Below are 24,367 nucleotides of genomic sequence, written 5' to 3'. Positions count from 1 at the left end.
CCTTACGGAACCGGCACGGTTTCCAAAATTTTCGTGAGAATCTCTTCCGCCGTCTTCTCCTCCGCCTCGGCCTCGTAGGTCAACACCACCCGGTGGCGCATCACATCGAGAGCGATCGACTTGACGTCCTGGGGCGTGACGTAACCCCGTCCCTGGAGGAAAGCCCAGGCCTTGGCGGCGAGGCTCAGGGCGATGGTCGCCCGCGGACTGGCCCCGAATTGAATGAAGTTGCCCATCTCCTCCAACCCGTGACGTTCGGGAAAGCGGGTGGTGAAGACCACGTCGACGATGTAATCGCGGATCTTCGGATCGAGATAAACCGAGTCGACGGTTCCCCGGGCGGCGACGATCTCCTCCGGCGAAATGACGGCGCTCGCCCGCGGTTTGGTCCCGGTGGTCGCCATCAGGTCGAGGATCTGCCGCTCCTCTTTGACCGAAGGATAGCCGACCTTCAGTTTGAGCATGAACCGGTCGACCTGGGCTTCCGGCAGCGGGTAGGTCCCCTCCTGGTCGATCGGATTTTCGGTGGCGAGGACCAGGAACGGAGTTGGCAGCGGGAACGTCTGGTCGCCGATGGTCACCTGCCGTTCCTGCATCGCCTCCAGCAAGGCGCTCTGGACTTTGGCCGGGGCGCGGTTGATCTCGTCGGCGAGGACGATGTTGGCGAAGACCGGACCCTGCCGGGTGGTGAAATCGCCGGAGCGCGGGTTGTAGATCAAGGTCCCGACGATGTCGGCCGGAAGCAGGTCGGGAGTGAACTGGATCCGGGAGAAATCGGCCTGGATGGAGTCGGCCAGTGTGGTCACCGACAACGTCTTCGCGAGCCCCGGGACTCCTTCGAGAAGCACGTGGCCGTTGGCGAGAAGACCGACCAGGAGGCGGTCGAGGAGATAGCGTTGACCGACGATGACCTTGCCGGTTTCCGCGCGTAGCCGGGAAACCCAGGAGCTGGATTCGGCCACCTTTTGGTTGATCGCATCGAGATTGAATTCAGCCATAGGTGTTTCGATATTTGGCACACTTTATGGAGAGTGAAAATGAAAAAAAGTTCCCGGTTTTTTGGAAAAATGGCGAAGCTTCTGCTTGGTGCGCAAAACCTTGCGCCATCACGATGCTCGGCGCTTTTCCGATCGCAGGAGCCGCGCGCTCCAGCCGCCGTCATTGGGCGGACGGAGCGTGCGGACCGGTCTCCCTCGTCGCCGGTCTTCGGCTAAAGCACGAAGCTCCCGGTAGCCGATTTGTTGGAGTTCCGCCTTTAGGCGGTCTCTTCGCGGCGTTTGGGGGGGCGCCTTAGGTTTCACTTTTGGGTTCCTGGAGTTCGCCTTCCACGTATTGATGGATCAAACCGGAGATGAGGGCCTGATAAGGAATTCCTTTGCGAGCCGCTTTTCGTTGGATGCCGATAAGATCGTGACTGCTCAATCGAATGTTTATTCGTTTGTCTTTCTTAAAGGTGTTCTCTCCGGCATCAGCCAATAGGCGCAACAGTTGATCCGAGGGGTTCTCTAGTTTGAGCCTCCCTTGGTCGTAACTTTCCGACAGATTTCTTTCTTCGTCATTCATCTCTTTTTTTCCTTCAAAAAATCCTGGGTAGCTTTTCGGTGGGGAAAAGCGGTCTTGAGAAAAATCGTCTCATTATCAATCACATACGGGACAAAGTAGATGTAACCATTTACGGGAATCAGGAACACATGCTGATTCGGATACTTTTCCTGGTTGGGGTGCTTGGTCGTTTTCCAGAGTTGTCCCGCCGCCAAAAGAAGCGCCAAATCTTCGAACGCGATACCTCTTTCCTGTTTTAGCCAAATATTTTTGTCCGGGTCCCAATCAAATTTCACTTCACCTAATATGTGTGCCTGATCGGCATTCAGTCAAGCCGGTCGACGAGGTTGAATCGACAGGCTCCGGGGACCTCCCCTCGCCGACGGTCTTCGGCTAAAGCACGAAGCTCCGGATCTCTCCTCCACCGATCTTCATCGGTCCCTTTACAGACGGGAGGCTTTCCGGCAACAATCGGGGGATGTGGAAGATCAGCGCGGATACGGGTGGGACGTTCACCGATTGTCTGGCCGAGGATGCGGACGGCAATGTCGTTCGGGTCAAGGTGCTCTCCAGCGGGGCGTTGCGGGGAAAAATCGTTCGGGTGGGCAACGACCGACGGGTGGTCGAGATCGAGGAATCGTGGGGCGCCCCCGACGATTTCATCCGTGGCTTCTCCTTTTTCCCGCCCGCTTCAAACGAGGGGATCGAGGTGACCGCCTACACTCCGGAAAACAAGTCCTTGGTCCTGGCCCAGCCGTTGCCTCCGGGCGCGCTGGAGGGCGAGCCGTTTTTCGTCGATTCGGGGGAGGAGGCGCCGGTGCTGGCCGCGCGTTTGGCGACCGCCACTTCGGCGGGCCGGGAACTTCCGGAGGTGAAGTTGCGCTTGGCGACCACCCGTGCCACCAATGCTTTGCTGGAAGGGAAGGGGGCGCGGACGGCGTTCTTCGTCACCGCCGGTTTCGCCGACCTTCTCCGGATCGGCTCCCAGCAGCGACCGGATATTTTCGCTCTGCGGATCGAGCGTCCGAAGCCGCTTCACGGGGAAGTAATCGAAGTGGCGGAGAGGATGAACGCGGCGGGCGAAGTGATTCGTCCGATCAATTTGAATACGTTGGAGGAACCGGTCGAGCGCCTGCGGCGCGAAGGGTACGAGGTGGCGGCGGTGGTTTTTATGCACAGCTATCGGAACCCGGAACATGAAAGGCGGGTGAAGGGGTTTTTGTTGGAGCGCGGCTTTTCCTTCGTCTCTTGCTCGTATGAATTGGCGCCGTTGATAAAGGTGTTGCCACGGGCGGAGACCGCGGTGGTCGACGCTTATTTGAGTCCGGTGATGAACCGCTATCTTGACCGCGTGGAGAGGCCGGTGAAGGGCCGGCTCCAAGTGATGACCAGCACCGGAGGATTGATCGCGCGGGAAGGGTTCCGTCCGAAAGACAGTCTCTTGAGCGGACCGGCCGGAGGGGTGGTCGGGGCCGTGGCGGCCGCCCGGCAGGCCGGGCACGAGCGGTTGATTTCGTTCGACATGGGCGGGACCAGCACCGATGTCTCCCGGTTCGATTGCGAGTTCGACTACACCTTCGAGCAAAAAGTCGGCGACGCCCGCCTGTTGGCTCCCGCCCTGAAGATCGAGACGGTGGCGTCGGGTGGTGGATCGATCTGCGCGTTTGATGGAGAAAGCCTGCGGGTCGGTCCCGAAAGCGCGGGCGCCTCTCCGGGACCGGCCTGTTACGGCGGAGGAGGACCTCTGACTTTGACCGATGCGCACGTCCTTTTAGGACGAATCGATCCGAAGCGATTCGGGATCCCGGTGTTCGTGGAAAGGGCCCGTCAACGTCTTGAAGAACTGCGGGCGCGACTCCGTGCCGCCGGGAAAGAGGTGCCGGAGGACCGGGAGTTGCTGATGGGATTCGTCGACATCGCCAACGAACGGATGGCGGAGGCGGTCCGGCATATATCGATCCGGGAAGGGTATGATCCTTCTGAATACGCCATGGTTGCGTTTGGAGGCGCGGGAGGACTGCACGCCTGCGCGTTGGGCCGACTTCTGGGGATAACCACCATCGTCTGGCCGACGGATGCCGGGTTGCTCAGCGCCGGGGGATTGCGTCAGGCCCTCCCGGAGCGTATTGCGCAAAAGCAGGTGTTGGAGCCGCTGAGGGAGTGCGAAGAAAAAATCGAAGCGTGGATCGACGAATTGGCGGGGGATGCGTTCGCGGCGGTGCAACGGGAGGAAGGGTTCGCGGGGGATGCGGTGGTCGTCCGACGCCGCTTGGTGGAGTTGCGCCTGCGCGGGCAGGAATCGGTGGTTTCGGTGGAGTATCGGAAAGGGAAACTGGCGGAGTTGTTCGAACGTCGCTACCGCGAAATTTTCGGGTATTATCCCCAGGGGCGCGAGGTGGAAGTCACGTCGATCCGGGTGGTGGTGTCCGGAAAACCACCGATCGGGGTGAAGGAGGAATTTCGTCGGGCGACCGTCCGGGAAGTCTCCTGGCAAGGGAATCTGGATTGGCCGCTGCTTGATCGGGCGAGCCTTGCTCCGGGCGAGGTCGTCGAGGGCCCGGCCGTTATCCAGGACCGTTTCAGCACGTTCGTGGTGGAGGCGGAATGGGAAGCCGTGGTCGGCGACGACGGGACGATCAAGGTTTTGAATACATCCGCGACGGCCTCCTCCGTCGAGCGGGAGGAGGAACGCGCGGAGGTGGTGCAGTTGGAGCTCTACACGAACCGGTTGAAAGGAATCGCGGAGGAAATGGGGGTGCAGTTGAGGCGGACGGCGTTGTCGACCAATATCAAGGAGCGTCTCGATTATTCCTGCGCGATTCTCGACGAACGCGGATACCTGGTGGTGAACGCTCCCCATGTGCCGGTCCATCTGGGGGCGATGGGGCTTTGCGTGCGGGAGATCATGAAATGGCATGAGTTCCGTCCGGGGGATATGATTCTGACGAATCATCCGGGCATTGGCGGGAGTCATCTCCCCGATCTGACGGTGATCGCGCCGGTTTTTTTCGGCGACGATCGGATCGGCTTCGTCGCCAATCGGGCGCATCACGCGGAAATGGGAGGCCTTCGTCCCGGCTCGATGGCGCCCGGGGCGGGTTCGCTGGCGGAAGAAGGCGTGGTGCTTTCGCCGGTCCTGTTGTTCGACCGGGGCGAACCGCGCTACGAAGCGATCGCGGAACTCCTCCGGAGCGCGCCGTGGCCTTCGCGGGCGGTGAACGACAATTTGGCGGACCTCCAGGCGCAGGCGGCGGCGAACCTTCGCGGGGTAGAGGCCCTGGTGGCCTTGGCCCGGTCGGGTGGGGGCGACCGATTGCGTCATTACCTTGGCCGGTTGAAAGAAATGAGCACGGCCGCCGCGGGCCGGTTTTTGGAGAAACTGCCGACGACTCCCTTGCGCGCGCGCCAAGAGTTGGACGATGGGTCGGCCATCCAAGTCGTGGTGAAACGGGCGGGGGACCGGGTCGTTTTTGATTTCGCCGGGACCGCCGCCGAACATCCGGGCGGCTTCAACGCGACCCCGGCCATCGTTCACAGTGCGGTGATTTACGTGATCCGCCTGCTGCTGGGCGAGGCGGTGCCGTTGAACGAAGGGCTCATGGAAAGGATCGACATCGAACTTCCGACCGGATTGTTGAATCCCGCTTTCCGTCCCGATCCGGAGGAGTGTCCGCCGGTGGTGGCGGGAAATGTCGAGACGAGTCAACGGCTCGTCGACACGTTGCTGCTGGCGTTCGAAGGAGCGGCTTGCAGCCAGGGAACGATGAACAACTTCGTATTCGGAAACGAGCGGTGCAGTTTTTACGAAACGATCTGTGGCGGCGCGGGAGCCGGCGACGGATTCCATGGAGCCGACGCGGTGCATACCCACATGACCAATACGGCCATCACCGATCCGGAGGTCCTGGAGTTTCGCTACCCGGTGAGGTTGGAGCGCTTCGCCATCCGGCGGGGTTCCGGAGGCGCCGGGAAGTTCCGGGGAGGAGATGGGGTGGTCCGGGAGGTGGTTTTCGAGGAGCCCATGTCGGTCTCACTGCTGACCCAGCACCGGGTGGCGGCGCCGTATGGTCTCAGAGGCGGAAAGCCGGGGGCCTGCGGGCGGCAAAGTCTCATCCGGAAGGGCGGAGAGGAAGTGGCCCTCGATCCTGCGGTCCGGTTTGAGGTGGAGCCGGGAGATCGCGTGATGATCGAGACCCCAGGCGGCGGAGGTTGGGGTGGGAAAACGACGTAAATTCCCGACGGTTTCGAACGGATTCTTAGGTGACGGCTCGATTCCATTGGATATCGGCAATGTTGCGGAGAGGGAGGGCGGTGATTTGTCGGCGGTCCGTCCCGCAGGGGCTTCGAGGTCGAACACCGTCGTCTCCCCGGCCCGGGTCTCCGCAATCTTCATCGCAAGGGTCGTTTTTCCTGCCCGCCGAGCGCCAAGCAGTGCCACGGCGGGAGACTCCTCGAGCCGAACGCGAACGTTTTCAATCAACTGCCGTCGGTCGATATTTTGTTGAATTTCAAATTATGAAAATATGATATTCAACAAAGTCGGGGTTTGATCCGATTAGCTAGGTCCCGTCAGAAAAGGGTTCGCAGCGACCGGACCGGCCTGGAAACACACCCCACCGCTCTAGCGAGCGGTCCCCCCTCTCAAGAGGGGATCTTTTTGTAAGCCATTCCCCTCTTGAGAGGGGGGACCATGCGCGAGCATGGTGGGGTGTGTCCCCGCTGTTTCAGCCAAGCGAACGGCCGCAACCCTTTTCGGATACCCTCTAGCCATGGGGCGATGGCTCAATGCCGTGCCTTTCGTGGGGGCCCAAAAAAATTTCTCGAAGGCGGGTGATAGATCTTTGCGACAATCAGGAGCTTACGGAGAAGGATCCATGCCTTTGGCTGGGCGGCCCGTCGACTCCCTTTGACACGGCCCGGACCGGTTCCGATGATGCGGGCGTTCTGATTCATTTCCATCACCGGGCCGTGCGGCCGGAGCAAGAAAACCACAACTCCCACTTATGACGACTGAATCCAGCCAATTCCCATCGATCAAAACCGAAATCTCCGATTTTTGCCAGGAGTTCGCCCAAGTCCTGGCTCCGTTTGAATCCGCCCTGCGGAGCGCCCGCGCCGAGATTCAGGGCAAGGCCGACGCCGACGTGTTGCAACGGCCGCTCGCCGGATTGTCGGATGTGCACCATCGGTTGGAAACCTTGATCAACAAGGTGAAGGAGCAGCAGGCTTACGTGATCATCTTCGGACCTCTCAAGAGCGGGAAATCGACGCTGATGAACGCAATCAGCGCGACCTACGTCAGCGAAGTTACTTCCTTGCCCGCTTATCCTTGCCTGGTCCACGTCAAACACGGGGACGACTACAAGTTCGTCGCCTCCCGTTACAGCGGCGAGAAACTGAGTTATGCCGACAACCGGTCGTTGCAGATGTTGATTCAGGAGAGCCACACCCAATTGGCCGAACGCCTGCGCGCCTCCGAGGAAAAGGGGGAGGAATTCGAGCCGGGAGTGCATTATCCGGAGGCGATCCGCCGGATCGACGTCGAAGTCCCGGCCCAAAACTTGAAGGACTCCCTCACCGTGCTGGTCGACACTCCGGGACTCTATTCCCGGATGAAGTTCGGCTACGATCTGATGACCCGGGAGTTCCGCAACAGCGCCGCCTGTGCGGTATTCGTGGTGAAAACCGACACCCTCTTCCTGGAGCAGGTGTTCGAGGAGTTTGGCGATTTGCTCAACCTCTTCAGCCGGATTTTCCTGGTGGTCAACGTCGACTCCAACAAACGCGACCTCGAACCCGACGGTTCCTTCAAGCCGAGTCTCGAAAGCGAGTCGCCCGGCGAGGTGATCAAGGCGTTCGAGTCGTTGGTGATGAGCGCCCCTCTGCGCAAGGCGGCCGAGGAAGGGCGGTTGCGGATCTATCCGATCGACCTGTTGAACTCGGCTTCCGCGTCGCTGGTCCAAGCCCGCGAAGCGCGGGAAAAATCGACGGCCGAGGCGGCGCGGCCGGAAGAAACTTCGACCGCGGCCGCCGATGGCGAAAAAACGGAGGGTGAGGCGGACGTCGCCGACGGCGGCGAATCAACGGCGTCGGACGAATCCGCCGTCTCCGCCGACCAACCTGCCGAATCCGCCGAATCCACCGAGTCCGCCGAGCCTGCGGAGCCCGTCGAGTCCGCCGGATCATCCGCGCCGGAACCGGTTGTCGCGGTCGGATCGGTCAACCATCCGGTGGAATCGTTCTCGGTGTTTCTTCGGGACCTCACCGATTATCTCAACAGCAACGACTATCTTCATGAATTCATGGGGGACAGTCTCCACCTCGGCAAACGGTTGGCCGGGGAGGTGCAAGGCCATTGCTCCACCGAATCGACCTCGCCCTTCCGCGAACGTCAGGCGGCCCTGCGGCGGGAACTGCAGGAAATCGAAACCCGCTTGGGCGCGGTCGAGAAACTCGAATCGCTCGATTGGCAGAACGCGTTCACCGGTTTGCGCCGCCAGAATCGCGAAGGGGCCGAGAAGTTCGCCCTGCAAATCCGGGAGGAAACCGAGCAAAACGCCCTGAAGACGCTCGACGCCTGGTTCGAATCCGACCGAAGCCTCGCCGCCCTGCAAAAAGAGTGGGATGGGATTTTCGAGTCGTGCCGCACCCGGGTGGAGACCGATTGCGCTGCCCGAGCCTCCTCGCTGGTCGCCGATTCCTACGGTGGCATCGAGTTGACCCCGGAAGTCCGTCGGGCGGTCGACGGACTCGACCGAATCCTCGAGCCGGCCATCGGCTCCGCCCGTTCCGCGCTGGAAGCGGTTCGGCCGAAGGTGGAGGACTGTCAAGTGAAGATCGGGCCGGATGACCTCAAGGTGCAGAAAAGCATCCTCGACTGGATCTTGTTCCGCAGTTTGGCCTCGGTCCGCCGCCGCCTGTTCGGCGAACCCGGCAAGATGGATCTTCCGGTGGCGCCCCAGGTGAAACAGAAACGGTTCGGCGAGGAAGGAAAACAAGCGTTGCGCGATCTTGTGACCACCCGGATGTCGTTGCTCTTTCCGAACGAAGCAGCCCGGGTCTCCGAACAACTGCTCGACCGTTATCTCGAAACTCTCGGTACCGAGATCCGGGAGAAACTTTCCTCGGGTAAATCGGACTACGCGGAAAAGAGGTCGGCCTTGGAAAGCCGGATTCAAGATAACGCCAAGATCCAGCAATCGCTGGACGGGTTGACTTCCGGTGCCGTCGAGACGGTGGAATCGATCTTAACCCTTCGTGAAAAATATCGCGCCGCCAAATGGGAATCCGAGGGGCTCCCCGGCACGGAAGAGTCCGCCGCTCTCGCCACCTGACCGAGCTCGGCTGGTCGCATGCCGCATAAAGTTATGGCTTGGTGCTCGGCCCGGCGCCGGGCCGGCCCCGTCACTTTGGGTTAATACGCCAACGGCGTTTCGTCCTCCAGCCCGGGGTTGCCGCGCGAAATGCGGGACTACCCCGGGTCTCAATCGTGAGACGATCTACCCCGAAGGGGTTGCGCCTTTGACTCCCCGCGATGGTGGATCGAACGCGGGCGGAACCGCGTTGCGGTTCGTGGCGTCGGGTTTCGGTCCCCCCAGGGTAGGCCTCGTTTCACTCGGCTCAACCCTGGGCTGGAGGGTGTAAGCCCGTCGGGCTATCTATGGAGGTCCCGGTTGCGGCGTGATTGCCGCAGAATGGCACAGGCATTCCTGCCTGTTCGGTTGTTCCCAAAGTATGGAAACGGATTCTTGGTATGATTGCCTAAAAATCTGCGAAAGCACCGCCTCCGTTTGCCTTGTTGGGGCGGTGTTGCGGTTGTGGATCAGGGGCTGAGAAACCGCACGGAGCCGGGACGGCCCCGTCACTTTGGTGGACTGAGGAGAGGTGAGGCGTCCCGCCTCAGCACCGAGTCACGCTGTCTGGTCGGATGGATGGCTTGGTGCTCGGCACGGAGCCGGGCCGGCCCCGTCACTTTGGGTTAATACGCCAACGGCGTTTCGTCCTTCAGCCCAGGGTTGCCGCGCGAATGCGGGACTACCCTGGGTCTCAATCGTGAGACGATCTACCTCGAAGAGGTTGCGCCCCGGCCTTCGGGCGATGGTGGATCGAACGCGGGCGGAACCGCGTTGCGGTTCGTGGCGTCGGGTTTCGGTCCCCAGGGTATGCCTCGTTTCACTCGGTTCAACCCTGGGCTGGAGGGCGTAAGCCCGTCGGGCTATGGGACTCCGGTTCCGGCGTAAGGGCCGAAGGCCCCAAAGTGGGTGAGGCGTCCCGCCTCAGTGCGTTGGAAAAGGGGGAGGGACCAGCTCCGTCTGGTCCGTTGAGGTCGAGGCTTGGTGCTCGGCACGGCGCCGGGCCGGCCCCGTCACTTTGGGTTAATACGCCAACGGCGTTTCGTCCTTCAGCCCAGGGTTGCCGCGCGAATGCGGGGCTACCCTGGGTCTCAATCGCGAGGCGATCTACCTCGAAGAGGTTGCGTCCCGGCCTTCGGGCGATGGTGGATCGAACGCGGGCGGAACCGCGTTGCGGTTCGTGGCGTCGGGTTTCGGTCCCCCCAGGGTAGGCCTCGTTTCACTCGGCTCAACCCTGGGCTGGAGGGCGTAAGCCCGTCGGGCTATGGGACTCCGGTTCCGGCGTAAGGGCCGAAGGCCCCAAAAGTGGGTGAGGCGTCCCGCCTCAGTGCGTTGGAAAAGGGGGAGGGACCAGCTCCGTCTGATCCGTTGAGGTCGAGGCTTGGTGCTCGGCACGGAGCCGGGCCGGCCCCGTCACTTTGGGTTAATACGCCAACGGCGTTTCGTCCTTCAGCCCAGGGTTGCCGCGCGAATGCGGGGCTACCCTGGGTCTCGGTCGCGAGACGATCTACCTCGAAGAGGTTGCGTCCCGGCCTTCGGGCGGTGGTGGATCGAATGCGGGCGGAACCGCGTTGCGGTTCGTGGCGTCGGGTTTCGGTCCCCCCAGGGTAGGCCTCGTTTCACTCGGCTCAACCCTGGGCTGGAGGGTGTAAGCCCGTCGGGCTATCTATGGAGGTCCCGGTTGCGGCGTGATTGCCGCAGAGTGGCACAGGCATTCCTGCCTGTTTGGTTGTTCCCAAAGTATGGAAACGGATTTTTGGTATGATTGCCTCAAAATCTGCGAAAGCACCGCCTCCGTTTGCGTGGGGACGACAAGCACCGTAGAGTCACTCGGTTTGGGAGGGTGGTTTGGTGAAATCCGGGCAAAGAAAAGGCGGGTCGCCTACCCCTAAACGACCCGCCAGCTGCTTTCTTAGTTACCCCAAAACCCCCGCTATGCGGGGGAAAATCTGTTATCTACCAAAGAGGCTAGAGGAGAATTCGCTCCGTGCAAGCCCTTTTTTTCAAAATGCGCTTTTTTTTCGAGTTTCGAGAGCGCGGGGCGCTTTCGAGGAGTTCAGCGAGTGACCCCGCCGATTTGCTGCAATTCGAGATTTTGCTGCAGGCGAAATCCGTCAATTCGGATCGAGGCGTCGTCAAACAACGAGACCAGGGCGTATCCGCTGTTTTCCGGACCATGGCCCGCAACCATGGCCACCAGGGTCACATAATGGATTCCGTCGATCTGCTGGTAGTCGTTTCGATGGCTGTGGCCCTGGAACACCGCGACGACTTTTCCGGAGTCCGCCATTATCTTTCGCACGTCCGCCGCGTTCCGAACGTCATAACGCGTATCGCCGTCCAGGCGCTGGTGGGCGAACACGATCACCGGCAGCCCGGTTTTCTCCAGATCCCTTTCCAACCACCGGAGTTGTTCCGGCGGAATGTTCGCGTTCGTCCAGTCCCAGTTACTCCGCCCATAGGGCTCGAGTTCCTCGGTGAAGCAGGAGTCAAGGACGACAAAGTGAAATCCGCCGACGTCGTAGGAATAATGGGGTGCGATGGCCCGCGTCAGCTCGAAAAACTCTTCTTTGACCAACGCGTCCAGACAGTGATTGCCCAGGACATAGTGGCGGTCACAGGGAAGTTGGGCGAAGATCTTTTCGATATTCCGGAGGTGTTCGGTTTCTTTTTCGAGCGTATCCGCCGAGTCGATGAAGTCGCCCAATTCGACCGCGAAATCCGGCTTTTCATCTTTGAACCGATTGATCGCCTCTTGGAACTTCGCTTTGGACTGTTGGTAGAGATTGAGGTTGTCCGGGCCGCCCCGGCGCCCCCGTTTTGGAAAGTCGGCGTGATGCACGTCAGCCATCATGCCGATTCGCAGGGCGGGACGTTTCGTCCGTTCTTCGGCCCAGGCCGGTCGGCTGAACAGGAAACCGCCCAGCAGGAGCGCTCCACTTTGGAGGAAGGCCCTCCTCGTTGGAAGCCTTCCATGGTTGTCCCGACTCTTGTTCATGATGGCCACGAAACCGAGCTTAGCATGCAACCCGGCGCTTGGTCCAGACCAGATCCGCTCAGGTCAGAAACTCTGTCCGGAAAGGACCGCGATCTTGATTGACCTTTGGTCCTCACTGCCGTGATGCGCCCGGAGACCCTGGCCGGGCGGATGGTTTCGTCCTTTCCGAGCCGACGGCAAACACGCACAAGTGGCTTGCCCGGACCGGCGTTTTCGAACAGTTTTTAATCGATCGCTCATTGGTTGCTCGGTGATCGGCATTCAGAGGTCATTTTGCGAAAGAATGATTGATGGTCTTTCTCTTCACAATCGTCTCAATTGTGTCCGGTCTTTTCGCCGCGATTCAAATGGTCGTTTTGAAAGAGACTGGCAACGCGGGAAGCGCGGCGGGATTGCCTGTCGTGGCGGGAGTGCTTTCGATCGGTTTTTTCTTTTGGGCGGTAACCGAATTGGAGCGCGTCGCGGTTGGACCGGTCATTCTCCTGGCGCTCGCTCTCATCGCCGGCTACGCAGGGACGGCCGCCGTGCTTCGTGGCAGGAAGAAGAATGGAGGTTAATCGCTCCCAACCCGATGAGTGAACCGCGCGAAACCGCGCCGCCGAAAAATCTATCAATGAATTCACAGGATCCCCAGCAGAGGCTTGCCGAAATCCGCTTTCAGCACGAAGAGGACCAAGCGGAGCGTATTCGAGTATACAGGCGAAACATCGCAACACCGGCGTGGTATGTTGGAATGGCAGCGGCCTTTGTTTTGTCGTTCACTTATTTCGTTTATATCCCTTCTCTTCGGATTTCCTCACTCTTGATTTACATCGTGGCACTCATTCTGTTTTTAGAGATCTGGCGATACCCGTACTCCAAAAGCATCCCGGAGCTCCTTCGGAACCTGCAGTGTGAGGGGCGGATGATTAAGGGAATCGTTTTATTCGTGGCGATTCCACTGACGAGAATTCTTGTTCTCCTAGGACTCCTCGCGTTAGGCTCATTCTGACTTTAACGCCACGAGACACAAGCCTGCGCCTCTGGGGGATTTGGGAGAATGAAGAAATCGATCATCGGCCAAACCGTTGAACTGGCAGGAAATGTTGTGACTGTCCGGAAAAAACAATCATTCTGGCATCGGGAAAGATGCTTTTCCTTCACGCTCGCTTCCATTCCAAAGATCGAGGCCGTCCAGGTTGATCTTTTCACCATCGAGATGATTGCGTTGGTCGTGCATCTCCAAGACCGTTATTACGAAATCTACGAAGATGCAGAGGGCTATGCTTCTCTGCTGAAGGTGCTCGATGAGAAGTTGGGTTCTTTTCCCGATCACTGGTACAGCGAGGTCACACGGACCGTTTTCGAGGAAAATCGCATTCTGCTCTGGAAGAAGGGGGCGGAGCCGGATTGATTTTGGACCAAGCGATAAAGGCACAGACTGGGTGTATTCATCAGCCGTGTGGGGAATAAATGATGAAAAAGCTACGAATCGTCTCTTTGTTTTACATCATGCTCCTCGTTTCCCTCGTCTTTCTGATTCGAGGATATGTTCGCTACGCGGGTGTCCAGGAGTGGCCGAGTGTCGAGGCTTATGATGTTCGGGAGGTCGGATCGGTCTCAACCCAACGAACTGAAACTCGGACTGGATCCGGAACGGTTGCGATCGATACCCGGGAGGCGCGGTTTCGATATTTTGTCGAAGGCGTTGAATACGAGGGGACTCGCACCACCCCGAATGGAGGACCCCTTCCAGTCTTTTTGAGAGGAGAGCACGAGTGGAGAGCCTACTACAAGCCGGGGAACCCCGGGATAGCGGTTCTCATTCCGGATGCATACAGCGGGAAGATTTGGATCCTCATTGGAATGTTCTCCGGATTCGTGGTGATAATTCACGGGATATTTTACCTGCGGGAACGATGATCCCTGAGAGTTCAAATAGAGCAAAAGCGAAATTATTTCGTTTTTCGAACATGTCCGCGGCCCCGGAGCAAAAGAACCTTCTCTGGCACAAGAGACTTGCCCGAACCCCGGTTTTGATCAGATTTTCACCATAACGCTTTATCGGTTTCCCCCTTGGTGTTACCTCACTGACCCATGGCGGATTCCGGGGAAAAGTTTGTCCAAGGATCTTTTCGTCGTCTGCGTCCAAGAAAGACAGAGGGGAAGTGACGGGGCGAAGCTGTGTAAAAGCAAAGAAATGGGCCATTTTTGCAGAATCTGCGGGCGAGTTCGTCCCAACGAGAAGTTTTCCGGCAAGGGACACAGGACCCACGTCTGCAAGGAGTGCCACCGGCTCCCCAAAGCGGAGCGTGAGAAGATCGACCTCGAAGCCGAGTTGTCTGGTTTTCTAAGACAATCGCGGATTTCAAAAAAGAACGTTATGCGATTGCAGGAGCTGACCTCCCATTCCGATGCGATGGTGGCCAGGCAGGCCAAATTGCTGATCCGGGTGGCAAAGATCGCCGAAGGAAAGCGTAAACGATGGCGAAAAGTCGGCCAGACTGACAAGGCGTTGTTGATTGCCTGCGGAGAAGCAGGGCTGCTCGAAAACTGGATTCCAGAGGAAATTTATCGTGCCAATCGTGGACCGTTGGAGGACGACGATGGACCTGATGACTGGATCGGCGACTATCCGGCGGAACAGCTGGAGATGGAGGCTCTCCTGTTCTTGCAGGAAGGCGTCTCCTCCAGCCTGTCCAAGGAGGAAAGGGTGAGGCATCGTCACGCCCAGCCAGAAGACTTGTTGGAAGAGGAAGAGATTCCGTTTTGAGCTGCCTGATCGAATAAAACGGAAAACGTCGCTCGCTGTTACATCTCGTCGAGCGGGCTTCTGGCATCCATGCTCGGCTTGTTCATCACAGGGGTATAGACCATGGTGGTCTCCACCTGGGAATGACCGCGAAAGAAGGAGCGCTGCCGTTCAGTCATCCATTTCAGCCGTGCCACCCCGGCCTCAATATCACTCCATTGCGCACGCTGATTGCGAGAATTTTGAATAATAGCCATCGGTCGACCCTGAAAAGGGGCGCGATGCCAAGGGAAAAGTTCCCTTTCGCCCGTTCGGGGACAAATAGCGTTCCACGAACAGGTGATAGGGGACGAAACGGGGTTCCACGAACAGGTGATCGGGAAACTTTAAAGTTCCTTCTTCCCGGCAAAAAACGGATTCGGGGAACGATTTCGAAAGTTCCCTATCGGATCGGTTCCCATAATTGATATGGGAACTTTCCCGAGGATGAGTAAAATCGATTGCCTCTCAGTCGGTTAAGGAAGATCCTAGGGGAAGAAGGTCCTGGAAAAAGGGAACTGCTCCCCGAATAATATTGTTCGCCTAAGAAAACGAAAGAACGACAAGATCCATGAAATTTCGAAACCTTCTTATCCCTCTGGTCGCGATTTGCTGCTCATGCACTGACGATTCCATGAACACAGTTTCGATTACATCATCCGCTAATCTGAGCGAAACTCCTCTTGTTTATAGTGATGAAATTATTGAGATATTTGCTTCCGGGGATGTAGAATCGGGAGAACGAGGTGTCGTTTTTTTCTATAATAATGGTTCGGATAGTTTTGATATGGTTTTTCATGTGACTCCGAGTGACGACGGACTCGTGGTAGACTTTAATAATTTGTCAAATAACTTGCGATGGTTGGCAAACGTTGATTCGGGAGGCCTAAGAATGCGACTTATCAGAGCTGAAGGGGAGGTTTTGTATGCTCCAGAAGCAGATCGGTGAGTAATGAGGATCTTCTCGATCAAAGGGTATAATCCAATAAGGCGAACAAATCGCAGCACTCAACAGAATGGGCTGGCGCCCATTCTGCGAGTGTGCTCGACGTTCGGTAAAAGAAGACAAGGAAAGCGGAAGAAAAGAACATGATACAGACTGATCCGTTTCTTCTCTGGTTGGTGGTCTTGAGCGGGATCTTCTTGGCCGCGTCAGTATTCTGTATCTACCGACGACATTCCCGGTCGCGACTTATTATTTCCATTGCGAGCATTCTAATGCTCATCCGAATATTGTGGCGTTATTCCGTTGGATCCGGCGATCTATGGTATATGATTGTTTCCCTCTGCGCACTTGGTTTTGTGACCTGGCTTCTCTGGCAGTTCTCGGCCTTCGAGGAACAACCGAACAAGGCGAGGGATGCAACGGAATAACGCGGCGGTGTTGAGCGGACGCCATTGATCCGTGCATCCTCTCGACGTTCGGTCAGAAAAACTTGAAGAATATCCCTATGAGTGAACTTCAGATTCCACCTATCGCGAAGAGTGACCCGAAAGGATTAGAGATTGCTCGGATCTGGGCGGCTACGGGACAGCAGCACGTTTCGTTGCGAACCGGACTATGGAAAGATCCGACAGCGTGGGGACTGATGCTTGTAGATCTGGCGAAGCACGTTGCCAATGCTTACGCTGAGGAGGAAGGAATGGATCGAAAGGAAGTCCTTGCGAGGATCAGGAAAGGATTTGATATGGAATGGGATTCGCCCACCGACGAAGCGGAAGGCGGAATCACTCCTGACACAGACCGAGGACCGAACAAGGCGAGGTTCGTGCCGGACGAGCACGGGACAGGGGGATTGAGTGAAGACTCATGAAACCTGTCATATCAATCCAGTTGGTGAGTCGCTGCCATTGGCGGCGGCAAATCCAACCCGCAAAGGGACTCGTCATCCCATGCGGAAGCGAAGCACACTTGCGGAAGGGTAACCGACCGTGATCGTAGCTGTGTGGAGCGAGAGTGTAGGGGTGCTATTGAGCCCACGAAAACTGTATAATTGCGGAAGTAGTCCCGTCCGCACGGGACGAACGCCGAGTCTGTGCTTCGGGACGAAGGCGAAAGGGAGGTCGTTTAACTTGACGAACGCGACCAAGCACCGTCGGGTTCTTAGAACCACTCATGCACTCAAATGGGATTGTCCGGGAACTCCGGGAGAGCCATGCAGGCCTCCCTCCAGAACAAGAACAACAGCGCCGAAGCGGGGAGGCGCTTGCAAAGTCCCCGGGCGTCGTTGGCTGCCGGAGCCCTCGACGAGCGAACGAACCGGATATGGAGGGTATCGCGCCGACGAGCGAAAGCGAGGGGCGTGAGATAGTCGTATGGCAGTCTTAGCCAAGAATAGTAGCGAAGGTTTTCCGAAAGGGGAACCGGCAAGCATGGGGAAGTGTGTCCCAAGCGACCCATGCCACAGCGAAGTCGAGGCCGGGCATAACGAGCGGGTCGGCGGAACGACGTGGGGAGATCGAACCCCGGAAAGCGTCTCAACAAAGCTGAACCGCATCACGCAAATGGCAAAGAGGGATGCGGGATTCGTGTTTACGAACCTGATGCATCTTATCGATGAAAACTTCCTTTGGGAAGCCCATCGACTCATCCGCAAGGATGGGGCCAGTGGAGTGGACGGAGAAACTGCCGGGAGCTACGCGGAAGCGCTTGGAGAAAACATCCGTTCATTGCACCGGCGCATGAAAGGCGGGCGCTACAAAGCGCCGCCGGTAAAACGCGGCTGGATACCGAAGGACGACGGGAAACTGCGCCCCATCGGAATCCCGGCCTTTGAGGATAAAATCGTGCAGAAAGCCGTGGCGATGCTTCTGGAAGCGATCTATGAGGTCGACTTCAGTCATTGTTCCTACGGTTTCCGGCGAGGTCGCAGCGCCCATGACGCGTTGGCGGCCCTGCGTCACAATTGCTTCCGGGGGGATGCATCGACCATTATCGATGCGGACATCCAAGGGTATTTTGACGCGATCGATCACAAACAACTGGTAGGCTTTGTGAAGCGAAGGGTGAACGACGGAACGTTGCTGCGCTTCATTGGCAAATGGTTAAAGGCGGGGGTGATGGAAGGCGGTGAGCTGATCCACCCGGAAACGGGCACCCCGCAGGGCGGGATTGTAAGTCCTGTCCTCGCCAATATCTACCTGCACTATGTATTGGATCTGTGGATCGAAACTGAGGTGGACCCGGTCATGAACGGAAAGATTTTTCTCATCCGTTATGCCGATGATTTCATTCTCGGTTTCGAAAAACCCCGCGACGCCAAGCGCGTCATGCGGGTGCTCTCGAAGCGATTCGAGAAGTTTGGTCTGACCATCCATCCGGAGAAGACCCGATGCGTCCGCTTCATGCCTCCGGGCATCGTCGGCGAGCCATCGGAAAGCTTCGACTTCCTCGGCTTCACTCATTACTGGGCGAAGTCGTTAAAAGGGAATTGGACGATCAAGCGCCGCACCTGCAAGAAGCGTCAGCAACGCGGGATGACCCGGATCTGGGAATGGTGCAAGGAGCAAATGCACGAGCCGATGAAAGAGCAGTGGAAGACGCTCGTGGCGAAATTGCGCGGGCACTACCAATACTACGGCATCATCGGAAACTACAAGCAGATGGAAGTCTACTACGAACACGTGATCAAGGCCTGGCGACGGTGGACGAACCGCCGCAACAGCAAAGATCCCAAAAGTGCAGCCTGCTTTAAGGCCACCATCCTCAACACCTACCCATTACCGAAACCGCGCATCATGAAACAAGTCTGAGCCATGCCGGGAAGTGAAAGTTATGCGTCCAGCGGAGTCGTTACCAAAGGATGGTCCACCTGAAAAGGGCTGGACCCTGAGGAACCGTATGAGTTAAAGCTCACGTACGGGTCTGTGGGGAGGATCGGGGGCAACCCCGGTCTTTACCCGGAAGTCAACTCCGAGAGGCTGGCGCCTCTCTCCGCGACTACTCTTCACGTTGTGCAGAGAAAGAATAAGAAATGAGATTCCTCCCTCTCCTTGGACAACCGCTGAAGAGTGACGACATCATGAATGTTCTCGAAACCTTCGAAATGGAGGTGCTATACGATTTTGACCGATTGCACGAGAACCAGCTGGATTCCTATTCGTCTGTGGCCAAGTCAGAAGGATTCGAGTTCCGGTTTGATGAGCAGCAAAGACTTGTCACGGTCTTTCTCTACCTTGAGCCCCTTGATGGATTTGAACCACTTTCCCAAGATGAATGTGATGTTCCGTTCTTCTCGTCTGTTTCAGAGGCCGAAGATCACGCCAGATCCGGGGATGCTGAAATAAAGAAGGGATTTTCAGACCTATTGGGAGTCCGCCGAGATTGGATTCGCCTCGATTACCAAACCTACTCCTGCCATTACGAGTTTCATCGCGGCTGCCTGGCCATGGTGACGATCTCGGAGGCACAACCAGACGAGGGAGACAATTCCGAGTAGCGCTGACGCGCTACTCTCCATGCCTCCTCTTCACGTTGGCTAAAAGGATATGAAACCAGATGAGATCAAAGATGCGATCCATCGGGCATTTCGAGACGTTGCCCTTGGTAACGGGATCGGCCTGTGGGAAAGTCAAGCGATCGACGATTATCAGAGTGAAGAAGTAAGGAGCAAAGCGAGGGAAAGAGATGAGCGCCTCGACTGGAGGCGGATCAAAAAGGAAGATATCGATCGCGGACACAGTTGCCTGTCTTTTACGGATGATGAAGGCATGAGGTTTCTCCTGCCGCCGTATTTAATATTTAGCTTCGATTACGATTTTGACCATGACCCGGTCTACTGGCTTACGAAATCGGATTTTGATCGTTTCTCGCTGTTCACCGCTGAGCAAAAGAGGGCGGTAGTGATGTATCTGGAGTGGGTGGAGAGCAATCGCGCATTTCACCATGAGCGTCCTCAGATCAGGCGGGCGCTCTCGGAATTCTGGGAACGCGACGAGAACAGCCAACCAATCGACGATGGCAACGCCGAGAAGCCGCCCGGCGATGAGCGGAAGCCGTAGGCGGCGTGCCATGTCTCGACGTTCTCGGAGAAAAGTAAATCACCCCTTGACGTTATGACGTTTTAACTCCATTTTGAGAGTATGAAACGAGCAACCGTCTATTTCGATGAAGATCTGCACCGGGCACTGAAAGTGAAAGCGGCGGAAGCGTCGTCATCAGTTTCTGATCTGGTGAATGACGCTATTCGCCAGTCATTCGCTGAGGATCTTGAAGATCTGCAGGCATTTAGAGATCGGGCAAATGAACCGACTGTGGATTTCGAGGAGTTCCTGAGAAAGTTGAAGGCGGATGGGAAATTATAAGATCCAGATTCGACGTTCCGCCGAAAAGGAACTCGGAAAGATCTCACAGAAGGACAGAAAAAGAATCATTGAGCGGATCTTGGCACTGGAGAATGATCCTCGCCCTGCTGGGGTAAAGAAGCTATCCGGCGAAGAAAAATACCGCGTTCGCCAAGGGAACTACCGCATCCTGTATGAGATCAACGATGCACTGATTACCATCGTTGTGGTCAGGGTAGCTCATCGCGGGGAGGCATACCGACGCTAAGAACCGAGAATCGGGTAGCCGGGAGCATTAACTCTCCCGGCCCCCACACCACCGGACATACGGGTCCGTATCACGGCGGTTCCTAACCAGACGATCCGCCGAAGCGAATCGTCCCACGGAACACGGTTCTCCTCGCAAGAAGTCGCACGATGACTCGCAGACTCTCACGGTTGGTCCCGCACGTTAAGTTCGGTCCTTCACCACTCCTGAGGCCTCCGGTCCATTGGTCCGGCTCGCTTCGCACCCGGTCTTGTCGGCCTTCGGCCTCGGAACGCTGGACGGGTTACCCGTCGGCAGCTACTCCCGGCTCGTTCGATGCGGCTACTACGACCTCGGCTGACTCCTCGATGGACAACCGGCCCATTACTGGACCGGCGGCAATGCCTTGACGGTAGATTGAAACCGGCATTGCGCCCCATCGAGGCCTCCCCGGGTAAGAGCACGTTGTTCCGATGCACAACCCCGCGGTTTACCTCCGGCAGTGAACTCAGGGCTTCGCTGTGTTGTGCCAGCTTACCCGTGCCGTCGGCCTTGTACCGCGTTTCTGTACGTGGGCTCACATCTTTGACATAGGCTTCCTCCCCACGGAGCCTCGCGACTCCGCAGTTGCCATAATCTAGTTTCATTTGTTGAGTTGAGTTCATGAAACAGGGGACTTTAACCCCATCACAACGTGCCCATGCCGGGCACACACAAATCGGTGGACTCAACGAGATGGGCTAGCGCCCATCTCGCGAGTCACCTCGACGTTAGGGATGAATAAATGAGAAGAAAGATTCGATTTATATGTATTCTTCAGGTGTCTTCATTTTGCCTTGCCGGCCTGCTCGCCACACCATCTCTCCTCTTTCTCAGTGAGTCCGAATCCGCCATCGGCGAAATGATCGGAGCTATTGACTATAGCCGCCCGAATCACTCCGAAAAGTATTTGAAAGTTCGTTTCGCGGACGCGAAAGGTGTGACGAGAGAAGGATGGGTTCGAAAGGGGGTATTTACACCGCAGGACAGCATCCGAATTCTTTGGGTAGACCGTGATCCTATTAAGATTAGAGAGGATTCAATCGAGGGATTATGGAAGTATCCGATTCTCGTAATTCTGACGGGAATCGTCGTTTCTGTCCCCCTCTGCCTTCGGAGGCTACCGGAACCCTAACAAATCGTGGGAGACAATCCGATTTACGCGCCCGGCGAGGAACGGTATTCACTGGCTCGGATGCCTCCACTCAGCGTTGTGCAGAAGAATAATGGGAAAGAAGAAGAACCCCAAGAAGAAGCAGCCAAAGCTGCATTTTGATGAAAAGGGTCAATTCCGGTGGGAGACTTACTTCGTTGGAGGGAAACAGAAGCGGAAGAGGTCCGTACGGTTGACGGAATCGATACCGAGGAATTTATCCGACTGAATGCTGATGACATCTGGTTGAAGCAGGAGGGTTATTTTGAGATCCTGCATGAAAGAGAAATGGAACGAAATAAGGCGGCGGGGGGCGTTGTCGATAGTGACGATCACGACGACCCGTTCTGAAGCGCAATAGCACAACAAATCAACGCATACAACCGCGAGAGGCTGACGCCTCTCACGGCGCATGGCCTCGACGTTGGCTGAAAAGAGTGAATGAAAGATCGAAAGGAATTCGAAAAGCTTGTTCAACGCGTACGCCGTGACTTGAAATATCGACGGGTCTTCTGGCCGTTCCTTGCAATGATTTTCGCTGCTGTCGCCTTTTGGCATTACTCACGAGTTGACGGCATAATCGAGATGATAGATACGTGGGAGATCTCAGAGGGTGCTTCCGCCGAAGTGATTCGAATCGCTTCGATTCATGCTATGATTCCTATTCATTTGAGCCTCACCCTCATCGCCTTGAACCTCTTTGCCTGTGGATATTGTATCGTGGAGTCTTTCCGGTCGAACGCACAAGGACGCTTGTTGCTTTACTTATCCGATCGAATTGGGAGCCCCCACCGCTGACTGACGGATAAGTCAATCAGCAGCAGGTCCCACACCACCCGGCATGCGGGTCCGCACCGGGCGGTTCCGACTAGACCCGGGCTTTTGGCCCGTAGTGAAGAACGATCCATTGTTTGCGTAGATCGGGAACCCCTTGTTTTGTCAGGTAGTTGTTGGTCAGAGCGCGTTGAAGAATGCTGTTGTTGCTCATTCTCCAGTAGCCTTTCCGGCTGCGCGTCGCTCGTTTGGTTTCCTCGGGCGGTATACCCAGGGCGATCAGGCGACGACGGCGCGTCCGCGGCTGCTTCCACTGTTTCCAATAATACAACCTCACTCGCCGACGTATCCATTTATCGAGTGCAAATACCGTTTTGCAGGTATGACTTATCCCGAAGTAATTGAGCCAGCCGGTGACATACCGGCGAAGCTCAAGGATGACGTCCTCGACCCGGCGACCGCGGTTTCGGGAGGTAATTTGATGGCTTCGCCACCCTTCGGGCCGCCTGCCGGCGCTCCATCTCCGCTCCGCTACGTCCTTGATCCGCAGCTTGAAGCGGGCGAGTGCCTTGTCCGTCCACATGATCTGGCCGCGCTTTCCAAGGCAGAAGCCGAGGAAGGAGCATTGGCGCAGGGGAGCGGCTTTGCTTTTGGTTTGGTTGATCACCAGTTTCAGTTTTCCTTCGATGAATCGCGTCAGGCTCTCTTTCACCCTTTCGGCCGCTTTTGCACTTTTGACCATGACGAGAAAGTCGTCGGCGTAGCGGACAAAACGATGTCCGCGCCGCTCCAACTCCTTGTCGAGCGGGTCGAGCACGATATTGGCCAGCAGGGGCGACAGTGGCCCTCCCTGCGGTACGCCGCAAGGCGTGGCCTCGCGGATTCCCTCGGGCAGCACGACGCCGGCTTGCAGGTAGCGGCGAATCAAGCCAAGGACCAGAGGGTCCCGGACCTTTTCTCGCAGTTGCTCCATAAGCCGGTCGTGGTTAACGGTATCGAAGAAGGATTTGAGGTCGCAGTCCACCGCATGGACGCGTCCTTCCTTCCAACAGGCTTCCATCTGTCTCACCGCCTGATGAGCGGATCGGTTGGGACGGAAACCGTAGCTGCTATCGCTGAAGTCGCACTCGAAAAGCGGCCCCAGCACTTGTGCCAACGCCTGTTGAATCCATCGATCCAGCACCGTCGGTATTCCGAGCGGGCGTTCAGACCCGTCCGGTTTCGCAATAAACACCCGGCGCACAGGCGCCGGGCGATAGGTTCCTTTCACCAGCATGAAGCGAAGCCTCGTCCAGTTGGCCCGAAGGAACGCGGGAAACTCCTCGATCGACATCTCGTCGAGACCGGGGGCTCCTTTATTCGCTTTGACCCGTTTCCAGGCCGTATTCAGGTTTTCCCGATCGAGAACTTGCTCCATCAAGGATCGATCTTGAACCCCCTCATGCTTCCCGCCGCGAAGGCTCTCGTGCGACGCGGGCCGTCCGGCTTGAGCGTCTGCCACGTCCTTCGCGGGGTCAGGAGATTCCTCTTCGGTTCGGCCCTTCATGATCGATCAAGACTTCCGGTTTCCAAGTTTAAACGGGCGTATTCCAGCCCCCGGCTTGTTCGCTCACTACTACGACCTCTGCTGACTTCCCGCCGCCTTTTGGGCAGCGGGATCTCCCCAGGTAAGAGCGCGTTGCTTCCCTGCACAACCTCCGCATTTACCTCCACGGACAAACCAAACGACTTCGCTGCGTTGTGCCAGCTCGTCGCCCTGTGTCGGCCTTCTATGCGGTTCTTGTCCATAAGCTCGCAGGTTTCCCAATTAGCCTTCCTCCAGCGGATCGTTTGCCCTTTCCGCCTTGGCCTCAGGTAGTAGTCTCGTCATGATGAGTTTTCATGTTTGGTTTTCCTACAGGGGACTTGCACCCCGTTTACAACGCGCCCATGCTGGGCGCACACAAATCGACGATGGCAACGCCGAGAAGGCGTTCGGCGATGAGCGGTCGCAGTAGGCGGCGTGCCATGTCTCGACGTTGGGCAGAAATGAATAAATGATTGGAGATCTGGTATGGGTGGTTCTCAATGCAGCGGTCTTGGCGGTTCCCGTCTGCCTCTCATTCATCCTCGTCCGGAGGATCAATGCCCGTTCGCAATGGCCATCGAAACCGAATCGAGTTTTTTGGATCACATTTTCGCGACTCCTTTTCGTTCTCGCCATTGGGAT

At 57.3% G+C, this 24,367-nt stretch carries 21 protein-coding genes; 14 read left to right on the top strand and 7 right to left on the bottom strand.

All coding sequences use genetic code 11. The annotated features are described in order from the left end of the window. Positions 1-2 precede the first annotated feature (2 nt). The 3 genes from ACWUI2_RS04570 to ACWUI2_RS04560 form a co-directional block, all read right to left on the bottom strand. Positions 3-998 carry an AAA family ATPase gene (locus ACWUI2_RS04570; RefSeq protein WP_486981682.1) on the bottom strand — a complete coding sequence of 332 codons (996 nt, stop codon included), beginning with the start codon at positions 996-998 and terminating at the stop codon, positions 3-5. Between the two features lie 292 nt (positions 999-1,290). Beyond that, a complete protein-coding gene (locus tag ACWUI2_RS04565) occupies positions 1,291-1,563 on the bottom strand; it encodes a hypothetical protein (RefSeq protein WP_486981681.1) in 273 nt (90 codons plus the stop codon). Further along, positions 1,560-1,838, bottom strand: coding sequence for a toxin (locus tag ACWUI2_RS04560; RefSeq protein ID WP_486981680.1), 279 nt, complete (start codon positions 1,836-1,838; stop codon positions 1,560-1,562). Before ACWUI2_RS04560 ends, ACWUI2_RS04565 begins: the two co-directional genes overlap by 4 nt. A 182-nt stretch (positions 1,839-2,020) precedes the next feature. On the opposite strand from ACWUI2_RS04560, the gene ACWUI2_RS04555 reads away from it, so the two are divergent. Both ACWUI2_RS04555 and ACWUI2_RS04550 read left to right on the top strand, forming a co-directional pair. After that, on the top strand, positions 2,021-5,773 hold the full coding sequence (locus ACWUI2_RS04555) for a hydantoinase B/oxoprolinase family protein (RefSeq protein WP_486981679.1): 3,753 nt from the start codon (positions 2,021-2,023) through the stop codon (positions 5,771-5,773). Between the two features lie 772 nt (positions 5,774-6,545). Then, entirely contained in the window at positions 6,546-8,876 is a 2,331-nt protein-coding gene (locus ACWUI2_RS04550; RefSeq protein ID WP_486981678.1) for a dynamin family protein, read from the top strand. Positions 8,877-10,950: 2,074 nt separating this feature from the next. Here ACWUI2_RS04550 and ACWUI2_RS04545 read toward each other — a convergent pair. Next, a complete protein-coding gene (locus ACWUI2_RS04545) occupies positions 10,951-11,892 on the bottom strand; it encodes a metallophosphoesterase family protein (protein WP_486981677.1) in 942 nt (313 codons plus the stop codon). Between the two features lie 320 nt (positions 11,893-12,212). On the opposite strand from ACWUI2_RS04545, the gene ACWUI2_RS04540 reads away from it, so the two are divergent. From ACWUI2_RS04540 to ACWUI2_RS04525, 4 genes are all read left to right on the top strand, one after another. After that, positions 12,213-12,449 carry a hypothetical protein gene (locus ACWUI2_RS04540; protein ID WP_486981676.1) on the top strand — a complete coding sequence of 79 codons (237 nt, stop codon included), beginning with the start codon at positions 12,213-12,215 and terminating at the stop codon, positions 12,447-12,449. A 482-nt stretch (positions 12,450-12,931) separates the two neighbouring features. Beyond that, positions 12,932-13,285 carry a hypothetical protein gene (locus tag ACWUI2_RS04535; protein ID WP_486981675.1) on the top strand — a complete coding sequence of 118 codons (354 nt, stop codon included), beginning with the start codon at positions 12,932-12,934 and terminating at the stop codon, positions 13,283-13,285. A gap of 59 nt (positions 13,286-13,344) precedes the next feature. Further along, positions 13,345-13,794, top strand: coding sequence for a hypothetical protein (locus ACWUI2_RS04530; RefSeq protein WP_486981674.1), 450 nt, complete (start codon positions 13,345-13,347; stop codon positions 13,792-13,794). Positions 13,795-13,990: 196 nt separating this feature from the next. After that, entirely contained in the window at positions 13,991-14,644 is a 654-nt protein-coding gene (locus ACWUI2_RS04525; protein WP_486981673.1) for a hypothetical protein, read from the top strand. 38 nt (positions 14,645-14,682) lie between these two features. Here the strand turns inward: ACWUI2_RS04525 and ACWUI2_RS04520 are convergent, their stop codons facing one another. After that, entirely contained in the window at positions 14,683-14,880 is a 198-nt protein-coding gene (locus ACWUI2_RS04520) for a hypothetical protein (RefSeq protein ID WP_486981672.1), read from the bottom strand. A gap of 416 nt (positions 14,881-15,296) precedes the next feature. On the opposite strand from ACWUI2_RS04520, the gene ACWUI2_RS04515 reads away from it, so the two are divergent. From ACWUI2_RS04515 to ACWUI2_RS04480, 8 genes are all read left to right on the top strand, one after another. Then, a complete protein-coding gene (locus ACWUI2_RS04515) occupies positions 15,297-15,611 on the top strand; it encodes a hypothetical protein (RefSeq protein WP_486981671.1) in 315 nt (104 codons plus the stop codon). A gap of 140 nt (positions 15,612-15,751) precedes the next feature. Further along, positions 15,752-16,036, top strand: coding sequence for a hypothetical protein (locus ACWUI2_RS04510; RefSeq protein WP_486981670.1), 285 nt, complete (start codon positions 15,752-15,754; stop codon positions 16,034-16,036). Between the two features lie 77 nt (positions 16,037-16,113). Further along, a complete protein-coding gene (locus ACWUI2_RS04505; RefSeq protein ID WP_486981669.1) occupies positions 16,114-16,476 on the top strand; it encodes a DUF5076 domain-containing protein in 363 nt (120 codons plus the stop codon). Positions 16,477-17,035: 559 nt separating this feature from the next. Further along, on the top strand, positions 17,036-18,415 hold the full coding sequence (gene ltrA / locus ACWUI2_RS04500; protein WP_486985040.1) for a group II intron reverse transcriptase/maturase: 1,380 nt from the start codon (positions 17,036-17,038) through the stop codon (positions 18,413-18,415). A 269-nt stretch (positions 18,416-18,684) separates the two neighbouring features. Then, on the top strand, positions 18,685-19,101 hold the full coding sequence (locus tag ACWUI2_RS04495; protein WP_486981668.1) for a hypothetical protein: 417 nt from the start codon (positions 18,685-18,687) through the stop codon (positions 19,099-19,101). Between the two features lie 49 nt (positions 19,102-19,150). Beyond that, entirely contained in the window at positions 19,151-19,663 is a 513-nt protein-coding gene (locus ACWUI2_RS04490) for a DUF6714 family protein (protein WP_486981667.1), read from the top strand. 81 nt (positions 19,664-19,744) lie between these two features. After that, positions 19,745-19,966 carry a CopG family transcriptional regulator gene (locus ACWUI2_RS04485; RefSeq protein WP_486981666.1) on the top strand — a complete coding sequence of 74 codons (222 nt, stop codon included), beginning with the start codon at positions 19,745-19,747 and terminating at the stop codon, positions 19,964-19,966. Next, positions 19,953-20,213 (top strand): type II toxin-antitoxin system RelE family toxin, encoded by a 261-nt coding sequence (locus tag ACWUI2_RS04480; RefSeq protein WP_486981665.1) that lies wholly within the window; start codon positions 19,953-19,955, stop codon positions 20,211-20,213. Before ACWUI2_RS04485 ends, ACWUI2_RS04480 begins: the two co-directional genes overlap by 14 nt. A 1,321-nt stretch (positions 20,214-21,534) precedes the next feature. Here the strand turns inward: ACWUI2_RS04480 and ACWUI2_RS04475 are convergent. Then, entirely contained in the window at positions 21,535-21,942 is a 408-nt protein-coding gene (locus ACWUI2_RS04475) for a hypothetical protein (protein WP_486981664.1), read from the bottom strand. Between the two features lie 310 nt (positions 21,943-22,252). Further along, positions 22,253-23,704: a group II intron reverse transcriptase/maturase gene (ltrA, locus tag ACWUI2_RS04470; RefSeq protein ID WP_486981663.1), complete on the bottom strand. Its 1,452-nt coding sequence runs from the start codon at positions 23,702-23,704 to the stop codon at positions 22,253-22,255. Positions 23,705-24,367: the final 663 nt, after the last annotated feature.

Source organism: Verruconatronum alginivorum (assembly GCF_056590205.1).
This window is presented reverse-complemented; position numbering and strand designations above follow the sequence as displayed.

Bases quoted from the DNA above. Each gene is read 5' to 3' on its own strand.
- ACWUI2_RS04570 (WP_486981682.1), bottom strand. From the start codon at position 998: ATGGCTGAATTCAATCTCGATGCGATCAACCAAAAGGTGGCCGAATCC.
- ACWUI2_RS04565 (WP_486981681.1), bottom strand. From the start codon at position 1,563: ATGAATGACGAAGAAAGAAATCTGTCGGAAAGTTACGACCAAGGGAGG.
- ACWUI2_RS04555 (WP_486981679.1), top strand. From the start codon at position 2,021: ATGTGGAAGATCAGCGCGGATACGGGTGGGACGTTCACCGATTGTCTG.
- ACWUI2_RS04550 (WP_486981678.1), top strand. From the start codon at position 6,546: ATGACGACTGAATCCAGCCAATTCCCATCGATCAAAACCGAAATCTCC.
- ACWUI2_RS04545 (WP_486981677.1), bottom strand. From the start codon at position 11,892: ATGAACAAGAGTCGGGACAACCATGGAAGGCTTCCAACGAGGAGGGCC.
- ACWUI2_RS04535 (WP_486981675.1), top strand. From the start codon at position 12,932: ATGAAGAAATCGATCATCGGCCAAACCGTTGAACTGGCAGGAAATGTT.
- ACWUI2_RS04530 (WP_486981674.1), top strand. From the start codon at position 13,345: ATGATGAAAAAGCTACGAATCGTCTCTTTGTTTTACATCATGCTCCTC.
- ACWUI2_RS04520 (WP_486981672.1), bottom strand. From the start codon at position 14,880: ATGGCTATTATTCAAAATTCTCGCAATCAGCGTGCGCAATGGAGTGAT.
- ACWUI2_RS04515 (WP_486981671.1), top strand. From the start codon at position 15,297: ATGAACACAGTTTCGATTACATCATCCGCTAATCTGAGCGAAACTCCT.
- ACWUI2_RS04510 (WP_486981670.1), top strand. From the start codon at position 15,752: ATGATACAGACTGATCCGTTTCTTCTCTGGTTGGTGGTCTTGAGCGGG.
- ACWUI2_RS04505 (WP_486981669.1), top strand. From the start codon at position 16,114: ATGAGTGAACTTCAGATTCCACCTATCGCGAAGAGTGACCCGAAAGGA.
- ltrA (WP_486985040.1), top strand. From the start codon at position 17,036: ATGGGGAAGTGTGTCCCAAGCGACCCATGCCACAGCGAAGTCGAGGCC.
- ACWUI2_RS04495 (WP_486981668.1), top strand. From the start codon at position 18,685: ATGAATGTTCTCGAAACCTTCGAAATGGAGGTGCTATACGATTTTGAC.
- ACWUI2_RS04490 (WP_486981667.1), top strand. From the start codon at position 19,151: ATGAAACCAGATGAGATCAAAGATGCGATCCATCGGGCATTTCGAGAC.
- ACWUI2_RS04485 (WP_486981666.1), top strand. From the start codon at position 19,745: ATGAAACGAGCAACCGTCTATTTCGATGAAGATCTGCACCGGGCACTG.
- ACWUI2_RS04480 (WP_486981665.1), top strand. From the start codon at position 19,953: ATGGGAAATTATAAGATCCAGATTCGACGTTCCGCCGAAAAGGAACTC.
- ACWUI2_RS04475 (WP_486981664.1), bottom strand. From the start codon at position 21,942: ATGCCAAAAGGCGACAGCAGCGAAAATCATTGCAAGGAACGGCCAGAA.
- ltrA (WP_486981663.1), bottom strand. From the start codon at position 23,704: ATGAAGGGCCGAACCGAAGAGGAATCTCCTGACCCCGCGAAGGACGTG.